At 68.2% G+C, this 19828-nt stretch carries 18 protein-coding genes; 4 read left to right on the plus strand and 14 right to left on the minus strand.

Features of this window, described 5'->3' with window-relative positions:
• Window positions 1–453: SecDF P1 head subdomain-containing protein (locus tag BST14_RS24030; protein ID WP_245845668.1), on the plus strand; the 453-nt coding region annotated here is incomplete at its 5' end.
• 70 nt (window positions 454–523) lie between these two features.
• Window positions 524–1189, plus strand: a complete 666-nt coding sequence (locus tag BST14_RS24035) for a class I SAM-dependent methyltransferase (RefSeq protein WP_083066835.1) — start codon at window positions 524–526, stop codon at window positions 1187–1189.
• 28 nt (window positions 1190–1217) lie between these two features.
• Here BST14_RS24035 and BST14_RS24040 read toward each other — a convergent pair whose 3' ends face one another.
• Window positions 1218–2831: an arylsulfatase gene (locus BST14_RS24040; RefSeq protein WP_083066836.1), complete on the minus strand. Its 1614-nt coding sequence runs from the start codon at window positions 2829–2831 to the stop codon at window positions 1218–1220.
• Window positions 2832–3029: 198 nt separating this feature from the next.
• On the opposite strand from BST14_RS24040, the gene BST14_RS24045 reads away from it, so the two are divergent.
• Window positions 3030–4049 (plus strand): NAD(P)H-dependent flavin oxidoreductase, encoded by a 1020-nt coding sequence (locus BST14_RS24045; protein WP_083066837.1) that lies wholly within the window; start codon window positions 3030–3032, stop codon window positions 4047–4049.
• An 8-nt stretch (window positions 4050–4057) separates the two neighbouring features.
• Here the strand turns inward: BST14_RS24045 and BST14_RS24050 are convergent, their stop codons facing one another.
• From BST14_RS24050 to BST14_RS24095, 9 genes are all read right to left on the minus strand, one after another.
• On the minus strand, window positions 4058–4879 hold the full coding sequence (locus tag BST14_RS24050; RefSeq protein ID WP_083066838.1) for a class I SAM-dependent methyltransferase: 822 nt from the start codon (window positions 4877–4879) through the stop codon (window positions 4058–4060).
• 98 nt (window positions 4880–4977) lie between these two features.
• Complete coding sequence (locus BST14_RS32705) at window positions 4978–5232, minus strand: thioesterase domain-containing protein (protein WP_438502204.1); 255 nt, start codon at window positions 5230–5232, stop codon at window positions 4978–4980.
• Window positions 5233–5288: 56 nt separating this feature from the next.
• The gene (locus BST14_RS24060; protein ID WP_083066840.1) at window positions 5289–6557 is read right to left on the minus strand and encodes an amidohydrolase family protein; all 1269 of its coding nucleotides are present in this window, start codon (window positions 6555–6557) and stop codon (window positions 5289–5291) included.
• A gap of 112 nt (window positions 6558–6669) precedes the next feature.
• On the minus strand, window positions 6670–7443 hold the full coding sequence (locus BST14_RS24065) for a class II aldolase/adducin family protein (RefSeq protein ID WP_083066841.1): 774 nt from the start codon (window positions 7441–7443) through the stop codon (window positions 6670–6672).
• The gene (locus tag BST14_RS24070; protein ID WP_083066842.1) at window positions 7430–9052 is read right to left on the minus strand and encodes a class I adenylate-forming enzyme family protein; all 1623 of its coding nucleotides are present in this window, start codon (window positions 9050–9052) and stop codon (window positions 7430–7432) included. The genes BST14_RS24065 and BST14_RS24070 overlap by 14 nt, the downstream gene beginning before the upstream one ends.
• A 480-nt stretch (window positions 9053–9532) precedes the next feature.
• On the minus strand, window positions 9533–10018 hold the full coding sequence (locus BST14_RS24080) for a hypothetical protein (RefSeq protein WP_083066844.1): 486 nt from the start codon (window positions 10016–10018) through the stop codon (window positions 9533–9535).
• A complete protein-coding gene (locus BST14_RS24085) occupies window positions 10011–11375 on the minus strand; it encodes a molybdopterin-dependent oxidoreductase (RefSeq protein WP_245845675.1) in 1365 nt (454 codons plus the stop codon). The genes BST14_RS24080 and BST14_RS24085 overlap by 8 nt, the downstream gene beginning before the upstream one ends.
• A 124-nt stretch (window positions 11376–11499) precedes the next feature.
• A complete protein-coding gene (locus tag BST14_RS24090; RefSeq protein WP_083066846.1) occupies window positions 11500–12906 on the minus strand; it encodes a fatty acid desaturase family protein in 1407 nt (468 codons plus the stop codon).
• Between the two features lie 16 nt (window positions 12907–12922).
• A complete protein-coding gene (locus BST14_RS24095) occupies window positions 12923–14020 on the minus strand; it encodes a ferredoxin reductase (RefSeq protein ID WP_083066847.1) in 1098 nt (365 codons plus the stop codon).
• 246 nt (window positions 14021–14266) lie between these two features.
• Here BST14_RS24095 and BST14_RS24100 point away from each other — a divergent pair, with 246 nt between their 5' ends.
• Window positions 14267–15139: a DMT family transporter gene (locus BST14_RS24100; protein WP_083066848.1), complete on the plus strand. Its 873-nt coding sequence runs from the start codon at window positions 14267–14269 to the stop codon at window positions 15137–15139.
• Window positions 15140–15152: 13 nt separating this feature from the next.
• Here the strand turns inward: BST14_RS24100 and fadD1 are convergent, their stop codons facing one another.
• The 4 genes from fadD1 to BST14_RS24120 are packed head-to-tail and all read right to left on the minus strand — an operon-like array spanning window position 15153 to window position 19751.
• Window positions 15153–16772, minus strand: a complete 1620-nt coding sequence (gene fadD1 / locus BST14_RS24105) for a fatty-acid--CoA ligase FadD1 (RefSeq protein WP_083066849.1) — start codon at window positions 16770–16772, stop codon at window positions 15153–15155.
• Window positions 16769–18364, minus strand: a complete 1596-nt coding sequence (locus tag BST14_RS24110) for a flavin-containing monooxygenase (protein WP_083066852.1) — start codon at window positions 18362–18364, stop codon at window positions 16769–16771. Before BST14_RS24110 ends, fadD1 begins: the two co-directional genes overlap by 4 nt.
• Window positions 18361–19353 carry an alpha/beta hydrolase gene (locus BST14_RS24115; protein ID WP_438502205.1) on the minus strand — a complete coding sequence of 331 codons (993 nt, stop codon included), beginning with the start codon at window positions 19351–19353 and terminating at the stop codon, window positions 18361–18363. The genes BST14_RS24110 and BST14_RS24115 overlap by 4 nt, the downstream gene beginning before the upstream one ends.
• Window positions 19350–19751: a Zn-ribbon domain-containing OB-fold protein gene (locus BST14_RS24120; protein ID WP_083066850.1), complete on the minus strand. Its 402-nt coding sequence runs from the start codon at window positions 19749–19751 to the stop codon at window positions 19350–19352. The genes BST14_RS24115 and BST14_RS24120 overlap by 4 nt, the downstream gene beginning before the upstream one ends.
• Window positions 19752–19828 lie beyond the last annotated feature (77 nt).

Here is a 19828-nt window from a genome sequence, read left to right on the forward strand (position 1 = left end):
CCGCCACCCCCACCCGTGGTGAAGATCGCTCCGTTGCCCGTTCGGCCTGTGACGAAGTCGCAGCCCACCACTCCCGCCGTGAAATGCCCGGCCACCGATCCGGCCGCTGCAATCAAGCCCACCGACACCCTGACCACCTGTGACATCGGGCGAACCACCGTTTATACGTTGGGTCCCGAGACGATGCAATTGGGCCTGGTGCGCGTCGACCCGCCGAAGACGTTGACCGCGGACTACTACGAACTGACCCTCGTGCTGGATCCGCCGTCGACGGCCGCGTGGGCCGCATTCACCAACGAGCACTTGCAAGACCACGTGGCCTTCATCCGGGACAACATGGTGCTGGAGGCACCGATCATCGAGCAACCGGCCACCTCGGGGCGAATCGTGCTGACCACCCAAACAGCCCAGGGCGCTGCGCAATTGGCGCAACTGGCGGGCCGCCCGTCATGACGTCATCGGGGCGGTCGGACCGCCTCGGCACCGCGGTTGCCACGCCCCAGTTTCCGGTTAGGGTCAGCGGATGGGGCAGGTAACGGAGCGCTGGCGTGCCGCTCGGGTGGCATCGGCGCTGTACAACATGGCCGCGACGCATGACCGCGTCGCCGCGGTGGGCGCAAAAGCATTGTGGGGATTGGCCTTACACGACCTACTGGAACAGGTTCGGCGTGTCGGTGCAGCGCCCGCCGGCGCCCAGATACTTGACGTCCCGTGCGGTGGCGGCTTTGCCTTTCGGGGCCTGCGCCCCGGGCAGGATTGCCGCTACGTGGCCGCCGACGTCTCCTCGGACATGCTCAGGCGGGCACGCCGTCGGGCAACCCGGTTGGGCGTGGCCTCCCGGATGGAGTTCGCCGAGGCCGATATCACGGATTTGCCCTTCGGCGACAACACGTTCGACCTGGTATTGACCTTCAACGGCCTGCATTGCCTTCCCGACCCGCGAGCGGCGGTGGTCGAACTCGCCCGCGTGCTCAAGCCCGATGGCGTTCTTCGCGGGAGCACGTGCGTACGCGGTCGTGGCCGGCGCCAGGACCTTGTTGTGACGGCGCTGCAGGCGGAGGGATTTTTCGGAAACACCCCTCGGGCCGGTGAGGTGCGACGCTGGCTCGCCGGCGCCGGGCTCGACGTGTTCGTTGTCCGGCACAGCGGTTCGGTCGAGCTGTTCCAGGCCCGTCGACCCGACACGTGACCGAGAAGCCGCGATGGGATTCACCGGATCAGAGTTGCAGGTCGAACACGGAGATGGGGTCGAGGATCACGCCGGTCTCCTCGACGTAGCGGTCCCACAGCGCGAGCAGCTCGGCCAGCTTGTCGGGCCGCGAGGCGGCCAGATCGTCGGTCTCACCAGGGTCGCGGGCCAGATCGTAGAGCTGCCAGCCGCCCGGACCGTACGGCGCCGGCAGATACAGCGCCTTCCAGTCGCCCTGACGGATGGCGCGGCGGCCGAACAACTCCCAGCCGGTGCCGGTGTCGGCGTCGTGCACGGTCTCGGCGGCGCCCGTCAGGTAATCGACCATCGAGCGGCCGCGCATGGGGACCACCGCGCGGCCGCGGTACGAGGTACTTGGGTGGGTGGTGCCCGGGTGCGTGGTGCCGGCCAGCTGCAGCAGGGTCGGCGCGATGTCCATGACGGTGCTGAACGCTGTGCCGATCTGCTGTTGACGGGCGAAGCCGGGCCAGGTGACGAAGCCGGTGACGCGGATCCCGCCCTGGGTGGTGAACGCCTTGTGCAGGCGTGAGGGCGCGGTGGCGGCCTGCGCCCAGCGGGGGCCGTACCAGATGAACGACGTGGGCCGGCCCAGGTTGTCCAGGCTGTTGTCGCAATGCTTTTCGATCTGTGCGGCGATCTGCGGACCGCGCAGCGGCATCGCCTCCACGATCGCGCCCTCGGCGCCGTTGTCGGACAGGAAGATGACGACGGTGTTGTCGAGTTCGCCGCTGGCCCTGAGGTAGTCGATGACCCGGCCGACGTTGTAGTCCATCCGGTCGACCATCCCGGCGTAGACTTCCATGCTGCGCGCCGAGAGCGCGCGCTGCTCGTCGGTCATGTCGGCCCACTCCGGCGCGCCGTCGGCCACCACCGGGTGCGCGACGACATCGGGCGCACAGAGGCCTAGGCGCTTGAGGGCGGCCAGCCGCTCCTCGCGCAGCGCATCCGGCCCGGCGTCGTAGCGGCCCCGATATTTCGCGATCGATTCGTTGGGCGCCTGCAGCGGCCAGTGCGGAGCCTGGAAGGGCAGATAGGCGAAGAACGGCCGGTCGTCGTCGGCGCGCTCATCCAGATACCGCAACAGCGTGTCGGTGTAGGAGTCCGACGAATAGAAGTCGTCGCCGACGGTGACGAATCGGTCGTCCTCGGTGTAAAGCGTTGGCACGGGCGAAAATCCGCGCGCGCCCGAACCGCCGTAGTGGCTGGCGCCGGCCGGCAGCAGGGCGAACGAGCGCTCGAAGCCGCGCGCCCACGGCGACGTCTCGATGGTCGCCCCGAGATGCCATTTGCCCGACATCAGGGTCAGATACCCTGCGTCGCGCAGCAGTTCGGGCAGCGCGACCACCCGGTCGTTCAGGTAGCCCTCGTAGCCGGGTGCGCCGCGGAATTCCGGGGACGCGACCTCGAGCATCGTGCCGATGCCGGCGATGTGGTGATCGGTCCCGCTCAACAGCATCGCCCGGGTCGGTGAGCAGGCCGGAGCCGAGTGGAAATCGGTGAGCCGGAGGCCGGCGTGGGCCAGCCGATCGAGATTGGGCGTCTCGATCTCGCCGCCGAATGCGCCGAGGTCGGAGAACCCGAGGTCGTCTGCGACGATGACGAGGAAGTTGGGGCGCGTCACGCTGAAGCATCCTGCCAGGTCGGTCGCGCGGCGGAATGCTGCACACCCGGAAGACGTCGATGTCGGCGTCGATGTCGATGTCGATGTCGATGTCGGTGTCGGTGTCGGTGTCGGTGTCGATGTCGATGTCGATGTCGATGTAAATGTCGATATTGTCGAGGCGGGCTTGGCCACCCCGGACAGCGAAGGGGCATCGAGATGTTGGCGCAGTTTGGAATGTCCATCCCGCTGGTGGCGGCCCCGATGTCGGGTGGCCCCACCACCCCGGCCATGGTGTCGGCGGCCACCCGCGCCGGCGGCTTCGGCCTGCTCGCGGCCGGATACAAGACCGTCGAGGCCGTCGAGACCGAGATCAAAGCCGTTCGCGCCGAGGGAATCCCGTTCGGGGTCAACGTCTTCGCGCCCAATCCGGTGCCGGTCGATCCGCAGCGCTACCGCGCCTATGCGGCGATCGTGCAGGCCGACGCCGACCAGTTCGGGCTGACACTGCCGCCCGAACCCGTCGAGGACAACGACAGGTTCGACGAGAAGATCGCGCTGTTGCTCGACGACCCCGTCCCGATGGTGTCGTTCACTTTCGGCATTCCGTCGCGCGACGTGATCGCCGCGCTACGCCGGGCAAAAAGCGTGGTGGTCCAGACGGTCACCACGGCCGACGAGGCGGCGCAGGCACACGATGCCGGCGTCGACATGCTCGCCGTGCAGGCCGCCGATGCCGGTGGGCACTCCGGCACCCTCTCGCCGCAGCGGCCGTTGACCCCGGTTCCCATCGTCGACCTCGTCCGGCAGGTCCTCGCGCGGGTGCCCCTGCCCGTGCTGGCCACCGGCGGGCTGGCCACCCCCGCCGCGGTGGCCGAGGTGATCCGCGCCGGCGCGACCGCCGCGGCGGTGGGCACCGTGCTGCTGCGCGCCGCCGAGAGCGGCGCCTCGGCCACCCATCAGGCGGCCCTGGCCGATCCCGCGTACACCGAGACGGTGCTGACCCGGGCCTTCACCGGCCGCCCCGCCCGCGGCCTGCGCAACGCGTTCATCGACGCCCACGAGGCCGAGGCGCCACCGGGTTACCCCGCCATTCATTACCTGACCAGCCCGCTGCGCAAGGCCGCCGCGGCCGCGGGCAAGCCGGACTACGTCCACCTCTGGGCGGGCACCGGATACCGGCACGCGACCGCGGAGCCGGCCGCCGACATTCTGCGCCGGCTGGCCGGCGAGCTGTGATCGGCCGGTCAGTATGCGAAGCGGTTCAGCACGTCGTAGTGGCGGCCGGCCGTCATCCACGTCAGCTGGTAGATCAACCGCACCGCGGTCGACGGGATTCGCTTGTAGTCGGCCAGCACGGGTGTCTGCTCGAGGAATCGCAGCCGCGGATTCCAGGTCGCGATTTCGCGCGCGTCGCGGATGCCCCACCTGATGATTCCCCGGGTGAAGATCCTCGACATCAGCGGCGCCAGGGTCGACAGCGTGTCGAAATGCATTTCACCGCCGGCGAATCGGTCGATCAGGCACCGCAGCAGCCGCCGAACGTCGTCCTCGGGCAGGTACATCAGCAGGCCCTCGGCAACGATCAGCGTCTGACGTCCGGTCGGGACTTGATCGAGCCATTGCAGTGCGGTCACCGACGAGCCGATCATCCGGTAGCTCTCGGTGTCGTCGTAGAGCCTGCTACGCAGCCCGATCACGCTCGGCTGATCGACGTCGAACCAGGTCACCGACGGCGGGACGCCGAGCCGGAACGCGCGCCCGTCCAGGCCGCAACCGAGGTGCAGGACGACCGCGTTCGGATGGCGGGCGAGGAAGTCGGCACACCAGTCGTCGAGCTGCTTGGCCCGCAACGCGACGAGGTACTGATTGGCCGCCGGCCACGACATCCGATGGATTCGCTTGAAGTCGTACTCGATGCGGTCCACGGCTTCCGCGGCGGCCCGGTCCCCCAGAATCGGCCGCTCCGACCGGCTTTCGTGAGCACGCAGGTAGAGCGTGACGAGATTCGTCCACTCCACCGAACCCCAAGGCACGGACCTGAAGTCGACTTTGTCGGTCGCCGTCATCGTTGTTTCCTTTTCGCCCGGTGCTCGGTCCGCATGCGCATCCGCTCCTCGCCATTTATACCGTCGAGCGCCGAGCGTGCCGTCAACCGGCCGCGCCGTCAGCCCGTTGATCGCCCGGTCCGTGGCGCGGCGGGGCGGCCGAGGTAGGCCAACGCGGTCATGCCGCCCATGCAGTGACCCGCCAGGGTGAGGGGGCCGGTGACGCGCAGGGCGGTGAGGACCTCGGCGAGGTCATCGGCCAGCCGGTCGATGCGGTCCTGATCGGTGACGGTGCCGAGGGGGTCCCGGCACCTCGTGCGATCGAAGTTACAAAACGATCCGGGCGATGACTCGCTTGTGCGCACAACTGCCACGCAACGGGCGATTTTCGGCCTTTGCGCATTGTGCTCGGGCGGCATGCGCGGGCGGGTCAGAACGCTTCGGGATCCCGTTGCACCGCGTCCGGCACCGGGTGCCGGTACAACCGAGAGGCGTTCTCCCAGCTGAACTTTCGGATGACGTCGGGTGGCAGATCACCGATTTGTTCGCCGATGGTCTGCTGGCTGTGCGGCCACGTCGAGTCGCAATGCGGGTAGTCGGCCTCCAGCATGATGTTTTCGACGCCGATCCGGTCACGCTGTACGAAGGAGGACTTGTCCTCGACCGCGCAGAACCAGAAGTTGCGGGTCAGCACCTCCGCGGGGGTCAGGGTCTCGCCCAGCGCCTGCCAGGTGCCGTACATGGCGTGATAGCTGAGCATGTGGTCAAGGCGATCGAGCAGGCCCGCCACCCAACCGATCCCGCCTTCGGACAGGCAGATCTTGAGGTCAGGGAATCGGCTGGGCAGTCCGGAGTACAACCAGTCGACCGCCGCGGAGATGGCATAGGCGAAGAACAGTACGCCCTGCACATCCGGGGGTGCGTCCGCGGTGGTGGACGGCGACGAACCCGACGACCCGATGTGCAGGTTCACCACGGTGCCGGTCTCGGCGCAGGCCGCCATCAGCGGATCCCAGTGGCCGGTGTGGATGCTGGGCAGCCCCAACATCGCCGGGTTCTCGCTGAACGTCACGGCGTGAAAGCCGCGCTCGGCGTTCTCGCGAATCATCTTCGCGCCGAGCTCAGGATCGAGCAGCCACGGCAGTTGGCAGGGAATGATCCGGTCCGGATATGACCCCGCCCAGACGTCGAAATGCCAGTCGTTCCAAGCCCGGACCGAGGCCAGCGCCAGGTCTCGATCACCGGTCAGCTGCTGCAACCGCTGTCCGGCGAAGCCCGGCAGAAACGACGGGAAGTTCAGCGAGGCGTAGATGCCGTTGAGGTCCATGTCCTTGATGCGGGCGTGGATGTCCCATGCGCCCCTGCGCATCTCGTCGAACCGGACCGGCTCGAAACCGTACTCCGCCACCGGCCGTCCGACCACCGCGTTGAAGCCGACGTTGGGCAATTCCTTGCCGTCGTAGACCCACGTCTGTCCCCCGCCGTCGGTCTCGACGACTTTGGGCGCCCGGTCGGCGAACTTGCGGGGCAGCCGGCCGGTGAAGGTATCCGGGGGTTCGACGATGTGATCGTCCACCGAGATCACCGTGTAACGCCGGGGCGCCCGGGGCGGGTCCGGCAGGAAGGTAACCGAACGCTGCGCGCCGGTCTTCGCCGTGGTGAAGTTCAGGTCGGTGGCCAGCTCGTCGATCGATTTCACGCGTCAATCCCCTTGCGGTCCATCGCCGTTGGGTGTGAACCGACGGCATTCAGTGTGCGCTGACGGCGGCGTTTGTCGGGGCGTGTCGCCGCCGTGGACGCACACCCGGCGTTCACGTGAGCACATCCGGGTCGGCCTTGATGGTCATGCGCGCCGCCCCGGCCCAGTACACGTCGGCCGCCCTCTCGATCAGCGAGCGTTGCATGCCGGCCATGTCCGACCAGTTCATGGCCACCGGGTCCGCGCCGGTGAGCATGACGTCGTAGGCGAGCTTGCAGACCCGTTCGATGGATGCCGCGCGGTAGACGGCCTCGGGCAGGTTGCAGCCGGTGGCGATGACGCCGTGGTTCGCCAGGATGGTCAGGTTGGCGCCGCCGATGCGGTCCGCCAGTTCCGCGGCGCGCGCGGGGCTGTCGATTTCGCCGTCGTAGCTGTCGACCAGGCACAGGTCGTCGAGGAACAGCGAACCCGTCTGATGCACCAGCTCGGGCAGCCTGCCCAGCGCGGCGAGCACGCAGGCGTAGTACGGGTGGTTGTGGATCACCACGCGGGCGTCGCCGCGCACCCGGTGCAGCTCGGTGTGGATGTGGATGGCGGGTGTGACGTCCCAGCGACCGCGGACCAGGTGCGCGTCGCCGTCCACCACGCAGATGTCGGACGCGGTGATCTCCTGCCACCACAGTCCCCAGGGATTGACGAACATCTCCGTTCGGCCGTCGAGCTGCCAGGTGATGTGCCCGGCCATGTTCTCGGCGAACCCGATGTCGGCCAGGTGACGGAAGGCGACGGCCAGCGCCTGCTCGCTGGACAACTCGACGCCGATGGGTGGTACCACCGACGGCGCCCACACTTCCAACCCGCCGCGCCGTGCGTCAGGAGCGTTCATCACCGGCCTCCATTCTGGCTCCAATATCCTCGCGCAGCCGGCCTTTGGCTATCTTTCCGCCCGATGATCGGGGCAGTTCGTCGAGCACGATCAGCCGTTCGGGCAGCAGTTCCTTGGAAACCCCCAGCGCTAGCAGGTGTTCGACGAGGCCGGGCAGGTCGACGGCGGCGGAGTCGACGAGTTCGGCGTAGAGGCACACCTTTTCGCCGAACACCGGGTCGGGCATGGCGACAGCGGCCGCTATCGCGATGGCGGGGTGGGTCATGACGGCGTCTTCGACCTGGCTGGCGCTGATGTTCTTGCCGCCGCGGACGATGAAATCGGACGTACGCCCGGTGACGCGCAGGTAGCCGTCGCCGTCGATCTCACAGATGTCGCCCATGCGCATCCACCCGTCGCGGGTGAACAGCTTGTCGTGGTCGGTGCCGCCGAGGTAGCCCAGGCTGGTCGCCGGCCCGCGGCAGGCGGGCTGTCCCCGCCCCATGGCGGTGACGTCGCGGTCCCCGGCGAACAGCCGGACCGACATTTCAGGGATGAGGCGGCCCGCGGTGCGCAGCCGGTGCTCGCGTGAATCGTCGAGGGTTGTCGCGCTGAGCATCCCGGTTTCGTTGGAACCGTAGAACTGCAGGATGGTGGCGCCGGTGAGTTCTTCGAACTCGGCCGCGGGCCGGTACGGCAACGCCTCACCGCCGGTGTACACCACACGCAGCGAACTCAGGTCGTGGTCGCGGCTGGCCGGATCGGCCATCAGCATCGTCAATTGGGTGCTGACGCAACATAGTACGGTGACCTGGTGCCGGGCTATCGCCTCGCAGGTCGCCCCGGTGGTGAACCGGTCCAGCAGCACCGTGGTGGCGCCGAGGTGGATCGGGGTGGTGTGGCTGGTCCACAGCCCGAACCCAAAAGGGGTGGGTATGACCGGCAGGAATACCTCGTCCGCCGTCAGCAGCCCATTGGCGACGGCTTTCTGGTGAAAGTAGTGCCAACGGTTCTGGGTGTGCACGACGCACTTGGGCAGCCCGGTGGTGCCCGAGGTGGAATTGATCAGGAAGACGTCGTCGGGACCGACTTGGGCGTCGGGATCCAGCGCCCTGGGCTCGGCGTCGACATCGAGGCGAAGCGTCCCGCCGTCGTGGCCCAACACCAACCGGGGCACCCGCAGCTCGCTCGCGACTTCCGCGGCCGCTCCGGCGCGGGGCGGATCGCTCACCAGGGTTTTCGGCCGGGCGGTGCGCAGGATCGCCGTCGCCTCCCGGGTGCCGGCCCGTGCACCGATGCCGACGATCACCGCCCCGCAGCGTTCGATCGCGACGAACAGCACGTGAACGGCCGCGCAGTCGCCGTGCCAGACCGCCACCCGGTCACCACGAGCGACGCCGACCCCGGCCAATGATGCAGCCAAACCGTTTGCCGCGCTGTCGAATTCACGCCAGCTGAAGGCCGAACCGCCATGGTCGACGTAGGCGGGACGATCCGGTGTCCGCTCGGCGTTTCGCCGCACCGCATCCGACAGCGTCGACCCGGACCACCAGCCGGCGGCGTGAAAGCGGGTCGAGTCTTCATCGGTGAATGCCGGCGAATCCACGGCTTTCAGTCCACCGGCGCCCATCACCAAATGATAGAAAGCCGCCCGCGGTTTCGGCGCTAGGGATTCGGCGGTGGGGGCGCGGCGTGCTGGTTATGGTTGGCACTCGGGCGGCGCGTATGCGGTGCAGGGCACGTGATGTTGCGAATGCAGCCGCAGTTGAGGCCGATGATGCAGCCTCCTCCCCCGAAGGGTTGCGCCGGCAGGGCGTCGCCCGGGGCCGGGGGCGCTGGCGCCACGACCGACGACGAGGCGTTGGCGGCCGGTGCCGCGCCGAACGAGAAACCCACCGCCACCATCAACGCGGTCACGCAGCCGCACAGCGCGGTTCGGGTCACAGCCCTCAAGGTCCCCACAGGGCACAACAGTAGTTGCCGGCCCGTCGATACGGACGTCACGCGACCGGACTGGTAGCACACTCCAAGGATTCTTCAAGGCGTTCGCCACCAGTTGGGATCGGTAGCGGCGCAAGGGTTTGCAGATGCCTGGTGCCTTCGCGGCGGTTCATCGCCTGACGACGCGGACCGCGTAGATCGCGGCGCTGACCGCGAACATCGCCGCGGTCAACGACAACCAGCGCCCGAGGTAGGGGTCCTGGGTCTGGCCAGTGGCGGCCGTATAGGTGGCGGCGCCCTGTTTGATGATCCCGGGGAGGAACACCAAGAGCGTCAGACCCGCTCCCAGCGCGGGCACCCGGATGTGATTGATCAACGGCACGCGCGGCGGTTCGGTTCGGACGACGGCCCGCGACAGCAGCCCGTCGAGAAGTGCATAGACTCCGAAGAGCACCAGGTCGTGGACGACGAGTGCCGCGACGAACCACACGATGATCGATTGCCACCACGCTTTCGGGTTCCACAGCGTCACCGGGTCGATGGTGGCAATCACATAGCCGATGAGCGCGAACCCGACGAGCAGGATCAGCAGATGCAACGGGTGGGACCCATAGGCCTTGGCGAACTTCGCGAAACCCGCTCGGAAGTCAGGCATTCGCCGAGCCCTGAAAGGCGATGGACTCCACCCATTTGGTGTTGTGCACCCCGGGCAGCGCCGGCACAATGATGCGCGCCGGGAAGCCGTGATCCGGTGCCAAGTCGGTGCCGTTGACCCGCAACGCCAGCAACGCGTCGGGGTGCAGCACCTGGCTTTTATGCAGGGTCGCGCGGCCGAACGCGCCCGAGCGCTCCAACGACGACACGTGCGCCGCTTCCGGCGCGGGCACTCCGGCCAACCGGGCCAGATCCGCCAGCCGCACGCCGGTCCAGCGTTGTGTGGTCGACCAACCCTCCACGCAGGCGATCGGCAACGCCGAGGTGTGCTGCGGCATGGCCAGCAGCGCGGCGCGGCCCAGTACCAGGGGGCGGGGACCCCCGCTCAGGGTCAGGCGCCAGCGTTCGCCGGTGATTTCCGCGGAGATCCCGGCCGCCGCCGCGGTCCGGTTGACCTCGAAATCGTTGGGTCCGGCCCCGCGGGTGCGCCCCCGGGGCAGCAGCAGCGCAGCCGGCCGGGCATAGCCACCCAGCGTCTGGCCCGCCGTGATGACCGCCATGAACAGCGCACCACCGCCCACCAGCGCCAGCGCGCCGCGGCGGCTCATGGTCGCGGGGCCCGGTTCCCGGGCGACCAGCCCGTCCGGCTCCCACGCCTGGGCTCTGGTGCCGGCACGCCCGGTGCGCAAGACGTCGCTCGGTGCGATCGAGCGCAGGCCGGACCACATTTTCGGGAACTTGATCGCGATATGGACGGCGAATCCGGAGATGAACACCCACGCCCCGAAGTAATGCGCGGTGTAGAAGCTGAACCCGAAGACGTAGTCGTACTGGATGTTGAGCACACCGGTGACGATTTCGAATAGGACGCCCCCGACCAGCATCAGCAACGAAACCCGTTCCAGCAGCTGGGCTATGGAGCGGGCGGGCGGCCACACGAACAGGCGGGGTATCACCGACCACAGTTTGGCCAGCACCACCGGGACCAACGTCAGGCCGAGCCCGACGTGTAGGCCTTGGGTGAGCCGATACAGCCACGACGGACGGGTGGGCCAGTCGAAGGTCGGCAGCTTCAGCCACCCGACGTCGCCGGGGATGGCCTGCCCGAACCGGGGCCCATAGGCGATGTACGACAGCAAGCCGGTGATGGTCACGATCGGCAGCGTCACCAGCAGCATTGAACCGAAGACCGATGTCAGCCACGGCCCGCGCAACGGGCTGCGCCACCGTTGTGCCCGCTGGGCACCCGGGGGCGGGTGCTCGCCGACCCAGCGCCATAGCCGCGCGGGAAATCCGTAGCCGCCGGGGAGCCCCGGCGGCTCGGTGCCTTCGGGATCGGGTGGGCGGACGGGACGCATCATCGATGATGATCCACGACCCGACGTCGGGATGGGTTCACATCCGTGGACTAACGCCGAACGTGGGCCTTATGCACGCAAACCGCCCTGGGATCGTCCGTAGTCCACACGCTCGGCGGCGGGGTCAGTCCTTGCCCCGCGGCGGCGGCTGCACCTCGACGCCACCGGAGTCGTGTTCGGGACCCGCGGCCGGGTGCTCGGCGGGCACGCGGTCGCGGAACCGGATGCCCTCGCCGGGCCGCTCGGGGTCGGGGCGGTGGACGTTGCCGTGGTAGGGACCCGGCTTCGGCCGGGGCTTTCCGCCCGGGAAGGCCAGGCGGAAGATGCTGCGGTGCACCATCGCCCACTGCTTCGAGAAACGGCCGGAGTTGTACGGCAGCTCGTAGCGCTCGCAGATGTCCTTGACCTGGGGCGCGATCTCCGAGTACCGGCTGCTCGGCATGTCCGGGTAGAGGTGGTGCTCGACCTGGTAACCGAGATTGCCGCTGATGATATGGAACAGCGGGCTGCCGTCGATGTTCGCGGCGCCGAGCAACTGGCGCACATACCAGCCGCCGCGGGTCTCGTTCTCGACCTCCTCCGGCGTGAACGTGTACGTCTGGTCGGGAAAGTGGCCACAGAAGATGATGGCGTGGGCCCACACGTTGCGGATCACGTTGGCCAACGCGTCGGCTGCCAGCGTGCGCAGGTACGTGCTTTCGACACCGGGCGCCACCTTGTCGAGGAAGTTCGCCACGGCACCCATGCGGCCGCCCGTGGACACCCTGCGCAGCCGCCCGGCGATGCGGGACTGCGCCGGCTGTTCGAGCCGGCCGCCCGTCGCCAACTGGGTGAGCCCGAACGCACCGGCGCTGATCAGCGGCCATCCGAGGTAGTCCTTGACGATCTGCGCGCGGGCTTTGACCCCGATCCCCTTGAGGTCCTTGCGCACTTCGGACCAGGGCTTCTCCCGCTTGCGGATCGCGTCGATGTCCATGTCGTGGACGGCGACGCCCCACTCGAACAGCAGCGTGAGCAACACGTTGTAGATCGGCTGGAACAGAAAGCGTGGTTCCCATTTCTGGTTGGGATCGATGCGCATGATCTCGTAGCCGAGATCCTTGTCCTTGCCCAGGATGTTGGTGAACGTGTGATGGATGTAGTTGTGCGAATGCTTCCACGACTCGGCGGTCGACGCCGTGTCCCAGTCCCACACCGAGGAGTGGATGTCGGGATCGTTCATCCAGTCCCATTGACCGTGCATCACGTTGTGGCCGATCTCCATGTTCTCCAAGATCTTGGCCATGGACAGACACGCGGTGCCCAGCAACCACGCCGTCTTCGAGCGCGAGGCCAGCAGCAGTACCCGGCCGATCACCACGATCTGTCGTTGCGCCGAGATGACGTTCTTGATGTAGCGCCGGTCGCGGTCGCCGAGGTCGGCGAACACGTCATCGTGAATGGCGTCGAATTCCTTCGCGAGCTTTTCCAGCTCTTGCTCGCTCAAGCGAGCGAGCGGGCTCTCAGCGGCATTCTTCACGGCAGTTGTCACAAGCCGCTCCTTTCGGTCAGAGTTCGAGTTCGACGTCGCCCTCGGCGGTGTTGATGCAGATTCGGACGTCTTGTCCGGTCGGTTCGATCACGTCACCCGAACGCAGGTCTCGCAGCTTGCCCGATTTCAGCGTCCCCACACAGGTATGGCAGATTCCAATGCGACAGCCATAGGCGAGGTTGAGACCGGCCTTCTCGCCGGCCTCGAGAATCGATGTGCCCCCGTCACATTCGACTTCCTTGTCGCTGTCCAGGAAGCAGACGGTGCCGCCCTCGCCGGCATTGGCGTCGCCGCCGATCTTCGGCTGGAACCGCTCGAAGTGCAGGCGGTCGCAGTCGCCGTACTCTTTCCAGTGTTCGATCAGCGCGTCGAGCATTTCCCCCGGGCCCGAGCAGAAGGCCTCGCGCTCACGCCAGTCCGGGCACGCTTCGTCCAGGTCGCCGGGGGTGAACCGGCCGCGTTCGGAGGTGAGGCGAAGATCCAGCCGCAGTCCCTCGTGGCGTTCCTCTAGCTCTTCCAAGGCAGGCAGGAACATGGCCTGCTCGCGGGTTCGCGCGGAATGGATCACCAACGCGTCGCGCAATTCGTCGCGATGGTCGAGGTCGCGCAGCATGCTGACGATCGGTGTAATGCCGCTGCCGGCGCTGATGAACAGCAGCTTGTCCGGCAGGGGGTCGGGCAGCGTGAAGACGCCTTCGATTTCGCCCAGCCGCACCAGATCGCCAGGTTGAATCTTGTGCACGAGGTACGGCGACACGGCGCCGCCGTCGACCCGCTTGGGCGTGACACTGATCAGGCCGTCTTCGGGCCTGGGATCCGAGGTCAGCGAGTACGCGCGCCAGTGGTAGACGCCGTCGATGACCACCCCGAGGCGCACGTACTGCCCGGGCTTGTGGCCCGGCCACTCATATCCGGGGCGAATCAGAATGCTGGCCGCTTCCGAGCCCTGTTGCTCGATGCGTTCAACCTTCCCGCGCAACTCCTTGGTGGTCCACAGCGGGTTGATCATCTCGAGGTAATCGTCGGGCTGCAGCGGGCTGAACAGCCGTCGCACCGCCCGCAGGAATAACCGCCGTCCCCATGGGACGTTGGGCTGGGCGCCGCGTTCAGCCATGAGGTTAGAGTACACAGCTGTACACCGACTCTAAACATAAAATTGAATTCTATTGCAGCACAAGGTTAGACATATGCCTAACGCGCACGCTGGTGACGCATGGCCGTTCACTGGCCGCTGCTTACTCGGGTTGGGCCTGGGCGCCGTCAGGTACCTCTGAGGTGCCCCCGGCACCCTCCGCCCAAACGTTTGTTCAGATGATTGGCAGCCGCGACGCGCTCCAGCGGCCGGCCGCTGGGCCGCCTAATGTCGGTGGGTGTGCTGATCGGCTTCCTCCTCGCGCTGGGCTGCTCGCTCTGTTACGGGACGGCGACCGTGCTGCAGGCGGCCGGGACGCGCGCCGTGGAAGCCGGCAGCGGCTCGGGTGTGGACGCCGTACTGCTGTTGCGTGCCGTGCGGCAGTGGCGCTATCTGGCCGGCATCGGGCTCGACGTCGCCGGCTTCGCGCTTCAGGTCGCCGCGCTGCGCGTGGTCCCGATCTACGTCGTCGCGGCGGCGCTGGCCGCGTCGATCGCGGTCACCGGCGTGGTGGCCGCGTGGGTGTTGTCGGCGCGGCTGTCGTCGGCGGAATGGACGGCCGTCGGCGTGGTCTGCCTCAGCCTTGTCGTGTTGGCCCTGGCCGCCGGCCCCGGCCACTTTCGGCACGGCCCGGCCGGTCTCGGCTGGGCGCTGCTGGGGGTGGTGGCCGTGATCTTCGTCGGCGGCGCCGCCGCCGGGCGATTGCCCGACCGCGCGCGTGCGCTGGCGCTGGGGTTGGCCGCCGGCAGCGGCTTCGGGGTGGTCGAGGTCGGGGTGCGGCTGATCGACGCGATCGATCCCACCAAGCGCGCTTTTTACACCAACCCCGCGCTGTACGCGGCGGCCGCCGGCGGCGCCGCGGGCTTCCTGTTGCTCACCTCCGCGCTGCACCGCGGATCGGTGACCACGGCGGTCGCGGGCATGGTGGTCGGCGAAACGCTGGCGCCGGCGTTCGTCGGGGTGGTGTGGTTGGGCGACACCGCGCGCGCCGGGCTCGGCTGGCTGGTGATCGCGGGGTTCGCCGTCGCCGTGTCCGCAACGCTGGTGCTGGCGCGGTTCGGGGAAGCACCTCAGCCCGAAACCGTCGAGGGAACGGGCTGAGGCCGCACCCGGTTCACGGCCCCGTGACGGTGGCCGCCGAAGAGCCCGCGGCGTTTTCGCGCACCGGCGCATAATCGGTGCCGCGCGCCGGTCGCGTCCACAACAGGCCGCCCTGCGCGGTGACACCCGCGGCGATCAACGCCCGCTTGAGGATCTTGTTGGTCGCGGTCGCGGGCAGTTGATCGTTGATGCGCACGTAGCGCGGCCACGCCTTCGGCGACAGGTCGGGCTGCGCGGCGAGGAATCTCCCGAAGTCGCCCGGGCTCAGGTTGGTCCCGGGCCGCAGCACCAGGGCGGCCATCACCTGGTCGCCGACCCGCTCGTCGGGGACCGCATAGACCGCGACCTGGCCGATCTCGGGCAGCCGCGCCAGAATTCGCTCGACCGGTCCGGCCGCCAGGTTCTCCCCATCCACCCGCATCCAGTCGGCGGTGCGGCCGGCCAAATAAATCCAGCCGTCGTCGTCGCGATAGGCCAGATCGCCGGACCAGTACATGCCGTGGCGCATGCGCTGTGCGGTCGCACCAGGATCGTTGTAGTAGCCGGCAAAAGGACCCGCCCCCTGGGTGTTGACGAGCTCGCCGACGGCGTCATCGAAATTGGTCAGCGCCCCGTGCGCATCGAACTTCGCGGGCTCGCATTCCCGCAGTGTCGTCGAGTTGTAGATGCTCACCCCCGGGTACGGCTTGCCGATGGAGCCGGGCGGGGTGCCGTCTTCGCGCACCACGATCACCGCGAATTCACTCGAACCGAAGCTGTCGATGACACGGCACCCGAAACGCCTTGCGAATTCGGCAATGTCGCGGTCGGTGGCCTCGTTACCGAAGGCCACCCGCAAGGTGTTGTCGGCGTCGTCGGGACGCTCGGGGGTGGACAGGATCAGCGCCAGCGGCTTGCCGACGTAGTTCAGGTAGGTCACCCGATAGCGGCGGACATCGTCGAGGAAGCGGGACGGTGAAAACCGTGCCGGCACCATGGTGGCCCCGCTGCCGATGGCGACCGCCCACCCAGCGGCGACGCCGTTGGAGTGAAAGAGCGGCATCGACAGGTAGCAGACGTCGTCGGCGGTGACGTCGTACTGAAAGACCAGGCTGGCACCGCACATGATCGCCATGCCATGGGCGAACCGCACCACCTTGGGGTCGCCGCTGGTGCCCGAGGTGAAGATCATCATCAGGGTGTCGGCGGCAGCCACCTCGCGATGCGGAACCAGCGGTGGCGCGGCCGCGACGGCGGCGGCGTAGCGGCCGCCGGTCACATCGATCACCTGAATACCGTTGAGGTCCAACCTATTCAGCAGGTTCAGGTGCTCCGGGTCGGCGAGCACCATCTGACAGTCGGATCGCCGGATGTCGAACAGCAATCCCGAGCCTCGCCGCGTGGTGTTGATCCCGCACAACACATAGCCGCCCAGCGCGGCCGCGGCCATGGCGCGCAGCATGGCCGGGGAATTGCCCAGTAGGGCGCCGACGTGCAACGGCCGTGCGGTGTCGGCGAGCGCGATCAGCGCGGCCGCCTCCGCCTCCGCTTCGGCGAGGTGCTCGCGCCAGGTCCAGGTCCGCTCGCCGTAGGCAAGCGCGGGGGTGTCGTCATCTCGGCGGTGCCGCAGTAGTTGTTGGACCGTTTCGATCATCGGGTGGTCAGCACCAGCCCCGCGTAGTTGTTCCGGGCCACCTCGTCGCAGTGCCGCCGATAGGTACCGAAACCGCCGATGTAGGGCATGAAGACCCGCTTCTTGCCCTCGATGTTGGCGCCCAGGTACCACGAGGATGCCGCCCTGGGGAACAGCGTCCGCTCGGCGGCCTGGGCCACGTGCTCGGTCCAGGCCAGCGCCGCGTCGTGGCGGGGCTCGACCTCGTCGACGCCGAGGCGTTTCGCCGCCCGCATCAGGTCGACCACCCAGTCGACCTGGACCTCGGCGTGCAGCACCATATTGGACAGCACCGAGGGGCTGCCCGGCCCGCTGATGGTGAACAGGTTCGGCAACTCCGGCACCATCAGGCCGAGGAAGGTCATCGGGCCGTCGGTCCAGAGGTCACGCAATCGCTGTCCCCGGGGACCTGTCGGATCGATTCGGGTGAGCGCGCCGGTCATGGCGTCGAAGCCGGTCGCGAAGACCAGCACGTCGCAGGGGTAAGTCGTGGCGCTGGTTCGCACGCCGTCGGCGGTGACCGCCTCTATGGGCTCGCGGCGCAGGTTCACTAACCGGACGTTGTCGCGGTTGAACGTGGCGTAGTAGCCGTCGTCGGTGCAGATGCGCTTGGTTCCGATCGGGTGATCGACCGGGGTGAGGTCGGTTGCGACGGCGGGATCGTTGACGATCTCACGGATCCGCTGCTCGGCGAACGTCCTGGCGATGTCGTTGGCGGACAGGTCGCTGGTCTGGTCGGGGAAGGTCTTGGCGAACAGCACACCGCCTTCGCGCCAGCGCTTCCACAGCGCTTCGGTCCGCTCGTGCGGTTCGGTGTCCACGGCGTTCTTGTGGTAGGTGCCGTGCGGGGTGCCCGCGGCCGCGTAGGCGGAGGCCCGGCGGCGCTCACGGTATTGCTCCTGGATTTGTCGCTGTTCGGTGACCGACCACGGCCGGTTGGGCATCGGGATGGTGTAGTTCGCGGATCGTTGGAATACGACCAGGCTTTCGGCAATGCCGGCGATGATCGGGGCCACCTGTATCCCGGACGAGCCCGTGCCGATCAAACCCACCCGTTTGCCGCGCAGCTCGGGATCCTCGCGCGGCCACGCGGCCGTGAAATACACCTCCCCCGCGAAGTCTTCGGTGCCGGGGATATCGGGACGGTTCAGCGCCGACAGGCAGCCGGTCGCGCACAACAGGAACCGCGCGGCATAGCTGTCGCCGGTCGCCGTCTCGACGTGCCAGCGGCCCTCGTCGAAGGTGGCGCCGGTGACGTCGACGCCGAATCGGTAGTGGCGGCGCAGGTCGAAGCGGTCGGCGACGTGGCGCAGATAGGCCAGGATTTCCGGCTGGGCGGCGAAGCGTTCCGTCCACTGCCAGCTCCGCTGCAGCTCTTCGTCGAATGAGTAGGAATAGTCCACGCTTTCGACGTCACAGCGCGCACCCGGATAGCGGTTCCAGTACCAGGTGCCGCCCACGTCCGGGGCGGCCTCGACGGCGGTGACCGACAGGCCCGACGAGGCGGCCCGGTGCACGGCATAGAGTCCGGCGAACCCGGCGCCGATGACGATGACGTCGCTGACTTCGGTCACGAGACCGCGCTCCGGCACGCCGGATAAAGTAGCCGGCGCAGGTCGGCGCAGACCAGCCTTCGCGCCGACACCGCCGGCGCAAAGGCCTGCATCGTCATGAAGCCGTGGAACAGGCCGGGAAAGTCCCGGTGCACCACGGGCACTCCCGCGGCGCGCAGCCGCCGCGCGTAGTCGCATCCCTCGCTGTGCAGGGGATCGAGCCCGGCCGTCACGATCACCGTGGGCGGCAGGCCCGCATGAGAATCCGCGCGGGCTGGGGCCACCAGATAGGGCGGATCGAAAACCGTTCGCGCACCCAAATATTGGCGCCAGTACCATTGCATCGCGGCGCGGGTGTTGAAGTAGCCGGTGCCGTAGCGGTGATAGCTCTCGGTGTCGAAGGTCGGATCGATCACCGGGTAGATCAGCAGCTGCCCCGCGGGCTGGGTGAGGCCGCGGTCGCGGCAGAGTATGGCGGTGACGGCGGCCAGGTTGCCGCCGGCGCTGTCCCCGGCGATCGCCGTGCGTGCGGGATCGATGCCCAATTCGGCGGCGTGCTCGACCACCCAGCCGAACGCCGCGAAGGCGTCGAGCGCCGCCGCCGGAGCCGGGTGCTCGGGGGCCAGGCGGTAGGCGACCGAGACCACGACGGCCTGGCTGCCGCGGGCCAGGGCCCGGCAGAAGCCATCATGAGACTCGATGTCGCAGAAGACGAACCCGCCCCCGTGGCAGAACACGATCGCGGCGCGGTCGCCCGGCGGCGTGCCGTGCGGTTGATAAACGCGGACCGGGATGTCGCCGCCGGGCCCCGCGATCGTGCGGTCGGTGGCGCTGCGCACGTCGTCTCGGTTGCTTATCGGCAGGCGTCGCTGCGCCACCGCGGCGCGCGCCCGCGGGCCGGTCATGGTCTCCACGCGCGGAAACCCGGCGTTCAACGCCTCGAGCATCGCCGCCACGATGCCGTTGACCGGGTCGTCCATGTGCACCTCCGACCTCACCGGCGAGGTCATGCGGGCCGATATTTCAGGAGGGTGATGCCCTCTTCAGGCAGATCGTAGAACACCGGCCGCACCCGCATCCCGATGCGGACATCGCTCGGGTCGACGTCGACCAGCTCGGTGCTGAATTTCGGGCCGGCGTCCCACTGCACCACCGCGAGCAGTTGCGGCGGCCCGCCGGCCCACGGCGGGCCGGTGGGCCGGCGGGCGACCGTGAAGGTGTACAGGGTTGCGGCACCGTCGATTTCGCGCCACTGCAGGTCGTCGGCCAGGGTCCCGGGGGCCAGGGTGCGCGGATAGAACACGAAGCGCTGTGCCGACTGCGAGTACTGCACCATGATCCGGTGCTGGGCCAGGCCGTCCCAGAAGGGCTGCGAGACGGGCGTGGGTTCGGGGATGGGGCGGCTCATGGCTAGGGCGTGTCTGACAAATGGGGTAGCCAGAGGGTGATGGCGCGTAGGACTGCTGCGCCGCGGTAGACGACGGC

Source organism: Mycobacterium arosiense ATCC BAA-1401 = DSM 45069, from assembly GCF_002086125.1.
GTDB classification, from domain to species: Bacteria; Actinomycetota; Actinomycetes; order Mycobacteriales; family Mycobacteriaceae; genus Mycobacterium; species Mycobacterium arosiense.

Coding starts and splice junctions, on each gene's coding strand:
- BST14_RS24050 (WP_083066838.1), bottom strand. CDS start 4,879: ATGACGGCGACCGACAAAGTCGACTTCAGGTCCGTGCCTTGGGGTTCG.
- BST14_RS24095 (WP_083066847.1), bottom strand. CDS start 14,020: ATGGCTGAACGCGGCGCCCAGCCCAACGTCCCATGGGGACGGCGGTTA.
- BST14_RS24120 (WP_083066850.1), bottom strand. CDS start 19,751: ATGAGCCGCCCCATCCCCGAACCCACGCCCGTCTCGCAGCCCTTCTGG.
- BST14_RS24070 (WP_083066842.1), bottom strand. CDS start 9,052: ATGGGCGCCGGTGGACTGAAAGCCGTGGATTCGCCGGCATTCACCGAT.
- BST14_RS24035 (WP_083066835.1), top strand. CDS start 524: ATGGGGCAGGTAACGGAGCGCTGGCGTGCCGCTCGGGTGGCATCGGCG.
- BST14_RS24065 (WP_083066841.1), bottom strand. CDS start 7,443: ATGAACGCTCCTGACGCACGGCGCGGCGGGTTGGAAGTGTGGGCGCCG.
- BST14_RS24115 (WP_438502205.1), bottom strand. CDS start 19,353: ATGACCTCGCCGGTGAGGTCGGAGGTGCACATGGACGACCCGGTCAAC.
- fadD1 (WP_083066849.1), bottom strand. CDS start 16,772: ATGATCGAAACGGTCCAACAACTACTGCGGCACCGCCGAGATGACGAC.
- BST14_RS24085 (WP_245845675.1), bottom strand. CDS start 11,375: ATGCGTCCCGTCCGCCCACCCGATCCCGAAGGCACCGAGCCGCCGGGG.
- BST14_RS24045 (WP_083066837.1), top strand. CDS start 3,030: ATGTTGGCGCAGTTTGGAATGTCCATCCCGCTGGTGGCGGCCCCGATG.
- BST14_RS24080 (WP_083066844.1), bottom strand. CDS start 10,018: ATGCCTGACTTCCGAGCGGGTTTCGCGAAGTTCGCCAAGGCCTATGGG.
- BST14_RS24100 (WP_083066848.1), top strand. CDS start 14,267: ATGTCGGTGGGTGTGCTGATCGGCTTCCTCCTCGCGCTGGGCTGCTCG.